9 protein-coding genes and 2 pseudogenes are annotated in these 10,287 nt (G+C 66.8%); 3 read left to right on the forward strand and 8 right to left on the reverse strand.

The features are described from left to right. Window positions 1-89 precede the first annotated feature (89 nt). Genes ABZT03_RS41370 through ABZT03_RS41395 form a run of 6 tightly spaced genes read right to left on the reverse strand, consistent with a single transcriptional unit; the run spans window position 90 to window position 5,301 of the window. Complete coding sequence (locus ABZT03_RS41370) at window positions 90-698, reverse strand: SIS domain-containing protein (RefSeq protein ID WP_356048974.1); 609 nt, start codon at window positions 696-698, stop codon at window positions 90-92. After that, window positions 695-1,699, reverse strand: a complete 1,005-nt coding sequence (locus ABZT03_RS41375) for a Gfo/Idh/MocA family oxidoreductase (protein ID WP_356048976.1) — start codon at window positions 1,697-1,699, stop codon at window positions 695-697. The genes ABZT03_RS41370 and ABZT03_RS41375 overlap by 4 nt, the downstream gene beginning before the upstream one ends. Then, complete coding sequence (locus tag ABZT03_RS41380) at window positions 1,684-2,685, reverse strand: hypothetical protein (RefSeq protein WP_356048978.1); 1,002 nt, start codon at window positions 2,683-2,685, stop codon at window positions 1,684-1,686. The genes ABZT03_RS41375 and ABZT03_RS41380 overlap by 16 nt, the downstream gene beginning before the upstream one ends. 23 nt (window positions 2,686-2,708) lie before the next feature. Next, the gene (locus tag ABZT03_RS41385) at window positions 2,709-3,494 is read right to left on the reverse strand and encodes an NTP transferase domain-containing protein (protein ID WP_356048980.1); all 786 of its coding nucleotides are present in this window, start codon (window positions 3,492-3,494) and stop codon (window positions 2,709-2,711) included. Continuing rightward, window positions 3,491-4,657, reverse strand: coding sequence for a DegT/DnrJ/EryC1/StrS aminotransferase family protein (locus tag ABZT03_RS41390; RefSeq protein WP_356048982.1), 1,167 nt, complete (start codon window positions 4,655-4,657; stop codon window positions 3,491-3,493). The genes ABZT03_RS41385 and ABZT03_RS41390 overlap by 4 nt, the downstream gene beginning before the upstream one ends. Further along, window positions 4,654-5,301 carry a transaldolase family protein gene (locus tag ABZT03_RS41395; RefSeq protein ID WP_356048984.1) on the reverse strand — a complete coding sequence of 216 codons (648 nt, stop codon included), beginning with the start codon at window positions 5,299-5,301 and terminating at the stop codon, window positions 4,654-4,656. Before ABZT03_RS41395 ends, ABZT03_RS41390 begins: the two co-directional genes overlap by 4 nt. 218 nt (window positions 5,302-5,519) lie before the next feature. On the opposite strand from ABZT03_RS41395, the gene ABZT03_RS41400 reads away from it, so the two are divergent. Continuing rightward, entirely contained in the window at window positions 5,520-6,011 is a 492-nt protein-coding gene (locus tag ABZT03_RS41400; RefSeq protein WP_356048986.1) for a hypothetical protein, read from the forward strand. 289 nt (window positions 6,012-6,300) lie between these two features. Here the strand turns inward: ABZT03_RS41400 and ABZT03_RS41405 are convergent. Then, window positions 6,301-7,058, reverse strand: a pseudogene (locus ABZT03_RS41405) (transposase family protein). A 105-nt stretch (window positions 7,059-7,163) separates the two neighbouring features. Here ABZT03_RS41405 and ABZT03_RS41410 point away from each other — a divergent pair. Together ABZT03_RS41410 and ABZT03_RS41415 are read left to right on the forward strand one after the other, a co-directional pair. Next, a complete protein-coding gene (locus tag ABZT03_RS41410) occupies window positions 7,164-7,958 on the forward strand; it encodes an ISAs1 family transposase (protein WP_356048988.1) in 795 nt (264 codons plus the stop codon). Window positions 7,959-8,066: 108 nt separating this feature from the next. Continuing rightward, a pseudogene (locus ABZT03_RS41415) lies at window positions 8,067-8,231 on the forward strand (IS630 family transposase); the annotation flags it as partial. A gap of 145 nt (window positions 8,232-8,376) precedes the next feature. Here ABZT03_RS41415 and ABZT03_RS41420 read toward each other — a convergent pair. Next, window positions 8,377-9,984: a hypothetical protein gene (locus ABZT03_RS41420; RefSeq protein ID WP_356048991.1), complete on the reverse strand. Its 1,608-nt coding sequence runs from the start codon at window positions 9,982-9,984 to the stop codon at window positions 8,377-8,379. Between the last annotated feature and the right edge of the window lie 303 nt (window positions 9,985-10,287).

The following is a 10,287-nucleotide window of genomic DNA, read 5'->3' on the forward strand; positions in this document are numbered from 1 at the left end:
AGTCCTCCCGGACGGGGCAGTCGGCTATGAAGCAGAAACCCCCACGGCGCGAGCCGTAGGAATCCCCCTCGTTCACGAGGGAGAGGAAGTCAACGCTCTTCTCCATCGGTGAGGGCGAGGCACAGGGCGTGTGCGACGAGAAGGTGCACGGATTCGATGCCGGGCGTGGCGAGCGGCTCGCGGTCCAGCGGGACGTTGATGTGCACGTCGGCCAGATCGGAGGTGGCTCCCCCGTCGAATCCGGTTACGGCGATCACCGTGGCGTTCTGTTCGCGGGCGAAGGCGGCCAGCTCCACCAGGGCGCGTGAGACGGAGCCGTCGCGGGCGCCGCCGTGCACGGAGAAGAGCACGACGGCGTCGCGGGCGCCGGCGTGGCTGGGCAGCCATGGTTCGGCCAGGTGGGCAAGGGCCAGGCCGGGGTCGTCGTCGTTGGTCCATGCCGTGTGGCAGGCGATGTTGTCCAGCAGGGCGACGGCGCGCAGATGCGGCTCGAGGGGGGTGCGGGTGAACTTGGTCAGGTCGGCGGCGAAGTGGGAGGCGGTGGAGCTGGATCCGCCGATCCCGGCGGTCAGGACGACACCGCGAGTGGCACGGCAGTCGGCGAGCACCCCTACGGCCGCGGTGAGCGCGTCCGTGTCCAGGCCGGCCGTCGCGGTGGCGGCGGCGTCGCGGAGGGCTGTGATGCCGGACAGACTCATGGTGTCTCCTTCGTGACGGGGGTCCAGCGGCCGGCGTGGGTGGAGCGGTAGGCGGCCTCGACAACGGAGAGGGCACGTCGGCCGGCCGGGTCAGGAGACGGCGCGGGATCCTGTGCGACCGCCTTGCGGAAGTGGGCCCATTCCGCGGCCCAAGACCGGTCGGCGCCGCGAAACCGGGTCACGTGCGCGCTAAACGGCCCGTCGTCGCGGTGTTCGACCGTCAGGGTCTGCTCACCGTAGGAACCGGTCAGGCCGTCGATCCGCACGGTGGCCCGTTCGAAGGTGACTTCGAACAGGAAGCGGTTGTGCCACTGGCTCAGACTGCTGCGGACCAGAGCGACCTGGCCGGCGGCCGATCGCAGCATGAGGTGGGCGTCGTCCTCGATGCCGGTCGGCAGGCCGAACGAGTGCTGGGTGTGGGCGATCACGTCGTCGATCGGCCACAGCAGTGCGTCGATCAGGTCGATGAGGTGAATGCCCTGTTCCATCAGCTGCCCGCCCGACACGACGCCCGTGTCGGCGCGCCATTCGTCGGAGTAGCCCTCGCGGATGCCATAGCCGTACACGCCCAGGGCTGAGAGAGGTTTGCCGTATGCGTCATCGGTGACGATCCGGGCCAGAGCACGGACGGCGGGGTGGAAGCGGTGGTTGAACCCGCAGTGCAGGACTCTGCCGTGATCGCGTGCCGCGGCCTCCATCCGGGCTGCCTCCTCGCTGCTGCGGGCGAGCGGCTTCTCGCACAGGACGTGTGTGCCGGCAGTGAGAGCCGCGACGGTCGCCGCGAGGTGCGTGTCGGGGGGCGTCGCTACGATCACCGCGTCCAGTCGGGGCTGCGCGAGGAGTTGGTCCCAGTGGTCGAACACCGGGGTCCTGACGGAATGGGTGCGGGTCCATTTCTCGTCCGCTACGGGTGCGGCGATGCCGACCAACTCGTCGTCCGGCTCCAGTGCCGAGATACGCCGCCCGCACTGCAGCCCGGCACCGATCACGCCGACGCGCATGTGTCCCCCTCGCATCGGCCGAGCTCTGCCGTCGACCGTGTGCTGTGCAGGCCTTGTTGGGAGATCTGTAAGGGGACGCGGGTGAGGCCGAGGCCGTCCAGGAAGGCCCGGGCTCGATCGGTGCGAGCGGGGTCGGCCGCGATGAGTACGTGTCCACCGCCTCCGGCGCCGATCAGTTTGAACCCGCCTATTGCATCGGTATCCCGGGCTTCCGCGATCCGTCGGCACACGGGATGGTCGGTGGCCGGGTTGGCGGCGATCTTCCGGGCCCAGTGCGCTCGCAGAGCCGCACCGACCACGGCGATGTCACCGCTCAGGAACGCTTCCTCGGTGAGCGCGGCGGCGGCCGTCGCCTGGCGGTGGTGTTCGGGGGTGACTTCAGGAGCCCGGGACAGGACGCGGGAGGCGTCGCGGGTGCCGGGGATGCGGTAGAGCAGCAGGCCGTTGTCGACGAGCCAGGCCAGCGCCGAGCTCAGGGCGGGACTGGGGGTGGCGGTGACGGACCCGTCGGGTTCGAAGCGGAGGCGCTGCGCGCCGCCCAGCGCGGCTGCCCAGGCGTCCTGCTGTCCGATCGTGCGGCCGAGGACTTCACGTTCGAGCCGGAACGCGAGTGAGGCGGTCCTGTGCGGCGACAGCGTGCGACCGCTCCAGCGAGCGAGCGCGTCGACGAGGGCGACACAGTAGGCGCCGGAACCACCAAGGCCCGAACCGGGCGGTACGAGGGAGCCCACGGCGATGCTGGGCAGGCTGCTGAGCCCGAGGACCACCGCCGCGGCCGCGGGATACGGGTGCCGCGCGGTATCGGCGGGCGGCAGGAGGTAGTGCCACGGGGTGCCTGTCGGGTCCAGCCCGGCGAGCGCGCGCGTCGGCCGGTCGGAGACGCTGACGTGAACACGCAGCGGCAGGGCAGCCACTACGACGGTGGTGGGGCCGTGGCGGTAGTACTCGGGCAGGTCTGTGCCCCCGCCGGCGATGCTGATGCGCATCGGAGCGGAACTGCGGACCGTTGTCATCGGCGCTGTCTCTCGGCTCGGGAGGGCGTGGCGTACGGCCCGCTGGGAAGGTCGGCCAGCGTGGCGCAGGCGTGCCGCCAGCGATCCGGTGTGCCGATCTCGACGATCGGCTCGTCGCAGATCCAGTGGGCGAGCCCACGTTGGGCGGCCAGGGCTCCGAAGAACGGGCTATCGCTGTCGCCGGGATGGCACTTGAGGGCGTCGCGGCGAAGGAACCGGACCCCGCGGTCGATGTACGGCGCGCCGGATCCCTTGTCGTAACGGTCGATCCACGGACCGTCGACGCTGATGTTGCCGGGGTCGTGTGAACGGCTGGCGGGGGCGGCCGACATGACGGCTTGTGCCCGCTGTCGACGCAGGGTGCCGCTGAGGGCTTGCCATAAATCCCTTCTGTCGGGTGGAAGGACGTCACCGAGAACGAGGAGGAACTCCTCGTCGAGGCGGGACAACGCCTCGCGCAACGCACCGACGGGACCGGCGGGCGCGCCTTCCACGAGGACCTCCACGTGAAGGGGTGCTCGGGTTGGGCCTACTCCGGGAAGCGGCATGGGCGACAGCTCACCCCGGTGAGGCGACTGCCAGGCGTCGGCCAGCTCCCGTACGGAGCGGGCGTCGTGTCCCGCAAGGAGCAGGATCCGGTCGACAGGCGGCCGGACGGCCCGGTCCAGTACGTGGCTCAGGAAGGGACGGCCGGCGACGGGAAGCATGCACTTCTGCACACCACCGCTGACCGAGGCCATCCGGGTTCCGAGCCCGCCGCAGAGAACGACCAACTGGGTCATCGCGGACCGGCGGCGCGCCGAAGTTCGTCGGTCAGGGCCGCGATGACGCGGTCCACGTCCTGGTTCGTCATCGCCGGGAAGATCGGGAGCGACAGAACCCTTCGGTAGGCGGCGTCGGCGACGGGGAAGGCATCGGCGGCGGACGGCAGTTCGGCACGGTAGTAGCTGAACTGGTGCAGCGGTCTGAAGTGGACGCTGGTCCCGATGCCGCGCCGGCGCAGTCGGTCCCCCACATCGTCACGGTCGACGCCCTCGGGCAACTGGACGGCGTAGAGGTACCACGACGAACGGTCCGATGCGGTGTCGGCGAGCGGCAGCAGCAGGCCGGGCAGGGACGCGAAACCTTTCGCGTAGCGCTCCGCGATCGCACGACGGCGTGTGTGCAGCGCCTCGCAGCGATCCAACTGGCAGCGCAGCAGCGCCGCGGCAACGTCCGGCATGTTGTATTTCAAGCCGGCCGCAACGACGTCGTAGTGGGGCGAGCGTCCCGAGTGATGCCGCGCCGACGCGTCGCGGTCAATGCCGTGGGCGCTCAACGTGCGGGCCCTCGCCGCCAAATCCGCGCGATGGCAGACCAGAAGGCCGCCTTCGGCGCTGGTGAGTGGCTTGGTGACGAAGAACGAGAACGCCGTTGCGTCGGCGAGCCGGCCGGGCGTCACACCGTCACGTTCGGCGGGCAGGGCGTGGGCCGAGTCCTCGATGAGGGCCAGACCGTGCTCGTCGCAGAGCCGGCGCAGTGCCCGCATGTCGGCCATGCGGCCGGCGAAGTGAACGGCCATCACCGCGCGCGTGCGGCTGGTCAGGTGCTGTCGCACCTGGTCCAGGTCGATGGTGAGCCGGTGCGGCTCGACATCGACCAGCACAGGGATGGCGCCCGCATGTACAACCGTGGCGGCCGATGCCGTGAAGGTCGTCGTGGGCACGATGACTTCGTCGCCCGGCCCCACCCCGAGCGCCAGAAGTGCGAGATGCAGCGCCGCGGTACCGGAGTTGAGCAGCAGACAGTGCTCGACGCCGAGGTAGCGGCTGAAGCGGCTCTCGGTGTCCCGCGCGACGGAGCCCGTGCCGATCCATCCGCTGCGCAGTACCTCGGTGACGGCGGACATCTCCTCTTCGCCGATGAGGGGCGCCGCGAACGGCACCTGCGCGGGGCCCATGGTCATGCGACGAGTCCCTCGGCGTCCGTGGCGAACTGACGGGCCATCTCCACGCTGCGTGGATGGTCGATCCACTGCTCCAGGACAGCCGGTGGCACGGTGACGATGTCGCAGGGGGTGTCGAGCGCCGCGGTGACGTCTGCGGGTTCGCGGATGCTGCCGATGACCAGGCGCGTATCGCCGCTGGTCTGGTCACGCCGGGCGGCCACGGCACGGACCGCCTGAGCGGGGTCCTCCCCCGCGTCGCGGGTGCGGCACCAAAGAAGGCTCAGGTACTCGGGATGCAACAACAGCGCCGCGTACAGCTCGGCGCGTGAGGTGCAGACGGTGATGTTCACCTTGACCCCGGCGTCACGCACGCGACGGATGAGTCCCGCCCTGCACCGTCCTCCCGACGTCACGAACGGGATCTTCACCCGGACCCGCGGATCGAGACTGGCCAGTGCCATCGCCTGCTGAGCGGCCTCTGCGTCCGCTTCCGAGAGGACCTGCGCATGCACTTCGGCGGTCCCACTGGCAAGGATGCGCTTGACGGTCGAGGACACCGAGGTGGCGCCGGCCTTCGCTAAGAGGGTCGAGTTGGTGGTCACGCCATGGATGAGTCCGGTCTGTAACCAGTCGGTGCAGTGCTCGGCGGTGACTGAGTCCAAGTACAGCAAGTTATCCACCTTTTTAGGTCGGATGAGCTGACTAGATAAGCAAACTAATGACAGAACTTCGAAAATTCAAGACTGTCCTACCTCCAAGACCTACCAGTGGGCCGGCTTCCGACACAGAGACCACAGCACCACGTCGCGCATATGTTCACTTTTTGCATGGATTAATAGGAATCTTGCGAACGGTTCGGCTTCCTGGTTGGGTTGGCGTGATGAACATCGCTGACCTCTTCGACCTGCTCGACACCCTGGAGTCCGCCGACGCTGCGTACTGGGTCGCCGGCGGGTGGGGAGTGGACGTCCTCGTGGGACGTCAGACGCGCCAACACCGCGATGTGGACCTCGCATTGGACGCCACGAGCGAGACTGCGACAGTCGACGCGCTAGAAGCGTTCGGGTACCGGGTGGAGACGGAACAGCGTCCTACGCGTGTGGAACTCGCGGCTCCTGGGCGGCGCTGGGTGGACCTGCATCCGGTCGCCTTCGACGCCGAAGGAGTGGGGCGGCAGGCCGACCTCGACGGCGGCTTCTTCCTCTATCCGCACGGCGCCTTCACCGTCGGGACCCTCCAGGGCCGCGCCGTCCCGTGCCTGTCGGTCTCGAAACAACTCGACTTCCGCAGCGGATACTCGCTCAGGGACGTCGACCGTCACGACATCGCGCTTCTCGAAAGCCTGAACGCCCACCAAAGCAGCGACGGGTGACGCCGGCGCTCACGCACGAGCCACTCGCTTCGTTCCCGCACGCGCACAGACCGGGTAGCCGGACCCCGTCGTAGACGGCCCTATTACCCGGTCCTTCGCTCACGCACAGGGGTGATCAGCGGGAATCGGCCCTCCGTGAGCCTTTCGTCGCCAAGCCCCTCGGGACGGAACCGGAGGCGGTCATCCAGCTCGGTTGCCCAGGAAAGTCCTGCGACCCCAACCCCACCTCGCCCGCCATCCACCGGGCCAGCCTGAGCGCAGATAAGGGAATTTCAGGAAATGAGCCTTTTCAGCGGTAGCTCTCCAGGGCGAGGATGGCTTTAGCCGCGGTGGTGAGCCAGGTGGGGCTGCAGCGTGCTTTGCGGAAGATCCGCCAGGTTTTGAGGCGGGCGATGCCTCGCTCGGCGGGGTAGTGCAGGCGGGCGTGGGCCTTGTGTTCAGCGACTTCTGGCGGGGGCCGAGTTCTTTGCCGGGGCGGCACCGTCGGCCGGTGACGAAGGTGCCGCCGGCTCCGAGGTAGGCCAGGTCGGCCAGGGCCGGGATGCCCAGTCGGCGACAGGTGTCGACGATGCGGTGTCTGCGGGCCGCGGTGAGATCGTGGGTACGGCCGGGTAGCACCCTTGAGATTCACAGGATCGTGCCGTCGGGATCGGTGACGACCTGGACGCTCACTCCGTGGTGACGGTGCTTTCCCGAGTAGTCGCCGCGTGCGTCACCGACCCGGTCGCATTCCGCGAGAGTGCCGTCGACCAGCACGTATTCCGCGCGTGCCTTCGCCTCGCGCAGAGCACAGGTGAGTCCTGGCGCTCGGCGGGCGAGCAGGGCCACGCCGGAGCGGACGTAGGCGTGGGCGGTGCCGACGCTGATGCGGAAGCCGGCCGCGATCTGGGCGAGGGTGGTGTGCTGGCGCAGGTACACCAGCGCGGCCAGGGCACGCTGGTGCGGAGACAGCTTGCACCACCGGTCACCCTCACGGAGGACGATCACCATCGTCACCGCCTCAACCAGGGCGTGCGGAAGGTCAAGTGCGGCAGGATACGTAAGCAACGGGCCTCCCCGGCAACCGAGATGAGATGTCAGACACCTCCCTCAACTGCCTGGGAGCCCCGCCCGTTCTACTGCCACGGCCCCACCACCGTCGTCACCCGATCGATGACCACGCTGAAAAGGCATAAGGACTCAGCCCGCGCGTCGCGCCGGCATCTGCTCTCCGCGGTCACTCACGGCACCGTCGTGACCCTCGCCCAGTTGGAGGTCGGCGCGAAGACGAAGGAAACCGCACACTTCCGGCCGCTGCTGGCACCGCTGGACCTGACCGGCACCGTCGTCACCTTCGACGCCCTGCATTCGGTCAAGGCGAACATCTCCTGGCTGGTCGAGACCAAGAAGGCCCACTACATCGCCGTGATCAAGATCAACCAGCCGACCGCCCACGCCCAACTCGCCGCCCTGCCCTGGCAGTCCATCGCGGTCCAGCACACCGCATCCGGGGCCGGACACGGACGCCGCGAGTCCCGCTCGATCAAGACCTGCGGGATCACCGGCGAGCTCGGCGGAATGGCCTTTCCCCACGCCCGCCTGGCCATCCGCGTCCACCGCCGCCGCAAGCAGACCGGCCGGCGTGAGACCCATGAGAGTGTCTACGCCGTCACTAGCCTCGACACCCACCAAGCCGGGCCCGCCGACCTGGCCTCCGCGATTCGCGGGCACTGGGGAGTGGAGAACTCCTCGCACCACATCAGGGATGTCACCTCCGCCGAGGACGCCTCCACCGTCCACGCCGGGATTGCGCCACGGGCCATGGCGACCCTCCGCAACCTCGCCATCGGCGTGCTGAAAACCCTCGGAGCCGACAACATCGCCACCACCCGGGCGATCCGCGACGAGCCCCAACGAGCACTCCCCATCCTGGGCATCACCAACGATCCGGACACCTACGGAACTTGATCAAGCCCTGCAACAGGACCCTAGAAAAGTCCCATCGTTGCAGGACAGGAGCACTCTCCGCTTATTTGATTAGGACATGGCCGAGCATGCTCATGAAAGCGCCAGGCTAACGCCGTCGAGGGCATCTGGTCCCTGCTGCGGCGCAGCAGCCAGGCCAACACTGCCTTCACCGACCCTGACCACCTCATGCGCACGCTCCGGCACGGTCTCCGCCAGATCCAGTGCCGCAGCAACCTCGTTGCCGGATGCCTCGCCGAAACCGGCCTCACCGTGACGACACCACCGCCACAACGTCAGTTAGCCTCGAGCCCCGCCGCATCACGAAGATCGCCGCTGCAGCCCTCGTACTGGTCCAACTTGAGTACGACCGCACCATCTGAACAATCACACAACGCCGTGATCTATTGCTGGGAAAGGTTCAGCGTCTCCGCCTTCGCGCCGGAACCCGAGCCAGCGGCTCGCCGAACCCCTCGCTTGAGGAGGTGCTGCCTTGAGTGTCGTACCCACCTTGTACCGGATGCTCGTAGCCGCTTGTCGGATTGTGGCTAGCGTATAATCCACTTGCACCGTCCTCTTCGTATTGGTTTTGAGTGACGGGCGGGTTGCTCACATTGTGCTGGTAGTACGCCCCAAAATAGTCCTGCCCGTTGCCCGGTGTGGGATCCAGTTCTCCGGGTGGGAACATACTCAACTGAGACATGGGCGACAACAGTTCATCCCCGAATCCATACTCCGACTCGAATCCATGTTCCGGGTTGGGCAACTGCCCCGTCGTCACCGGATTAGTGGCTCCCTCATAGGAGTAGATCGTTCGGCCATCGGTCGGAAGCTGCTGGAGGGAATCAGGGGACATAAACATTCCCCACTCGTCGCTGGCGAGGGTGTTCACTGGCGCGAGGAAATTACCGGATTCGGAAGAGTACCCACTAGCTGTCGTCTGGTGAGAATCCCTCCTGGCGTGGTCTCCTGGGACGTGCGGGCCCGACCCCGTGGACGCGGAGGACATGCTTCCTTGCGCGGCCGAGTGAACGGCGAGCTTGTCGTTCAGGCTTCGCTCGGCCGGGCGTTCCCAACCTGTCATCTGCTCAGGGGTTACCTTCATTTCCGGGTACGGGAACGCCGCGTTCTCGCCCGTCATGAAGACAGCCGTGTCGGGGTCTGAGTACGCGCGGTTGATTATTTCTGTGAAATCGTCAAGCGATCCCTGAAGGCCCTGGCGGTTTCGGAGGATCGAGCGTGAGACCTGTTGGGTCTGGTACTCTCGGCCCTGCTCCACGCGATACGATTCCGTCCGATCGAGCATCGGAATCTGATCCCAAGAAAGCTGGGAACGTACGGTGTACGTTGCGGTTTCATCCAGTACACTCGTCTGCTGGTTCCTCCGGCGCACGTGGAAAGTCACGCCAGCAACTTCACCCGCTTCTATCTTTATCAGCAGCTCAGGCATCTCGATTTTGTTCAGTACGCTAGATTCATCTATCCCCCGATACACGTCCGCATCTACAATTCCGCGGGCTCCGCCCATGAAGGTCAGCGATGACTCGCCCCACATGTAGTTCAACGTGGGTGAGGGGGTGTCATAATCGAAGCCCCAGTCAACGTTGTCCATGAACGCCGCTCCGGGCACCTTCTCCAGCGTGAGGTAGGACCTCAGCTCTGCTGGCAGGCCGGTCGTCTTCGACCATGCACCAATGTGCTGGACATGCTCTTTGGCCGCCTCAATCCGAGCTTCTCCCCAAAGACGGCTCTCGAGGTACTTTTCCTGATTGTCCAGCCACCACTGGGCGTTTACCGAATAAGCGTGTTCATTTTTCAGTGCTCTTATCGCTGTGTGAACTTTTTCCTTATCCGCTACAGGCGCTTCACCCCGATTGATTTGCCGGCCTTCCTCCTCTATCCGGTCGAAGAGAGCGTTCAGGGCCATGTGGAGATGGGGATTGTCGCCCTGCTTCAGTCCCCTGTATGCCGCCAGACGTTTGAACGCCTTCCTCCGGCCACGATCGAATTTTTTCTGGTCGAAAGCCATCGCGGTCTCTTCCCTCTCTGTGTAGCAAGCAGTCGCCTCCCGCCCGCACCGCGGGTGGACCAGGGTGGTACCGGCTGATCGCTGGATCTGTAGGTTCGCCGTGCAACGGGTCTTGCCCCGTGCCCGTCTTGACAGATAACAACGGGGGAGGCCTACCCGCTGTCGTACTACGCGGCCGTCGTGAAGAAGAACCATCCCGGCCTGTACGCCCAGGTCAGGAAGCTGCCCTGGCGAGACATCCCGCTCGGGCACCGCACTCGCGACCACGCCCACCACCGCGACGAGGTCCGCCGGCTCAAGGTC

Origin of the sequence: Streptomyces sp. NPDC005574 (genome assembly GCF_040605435.1) — a bacterium.
Lineage (GTDB): Bacteria > Actinomycetota > Actinomycetes > Streptomycetales > Streptomycetaceae > Streptomyces.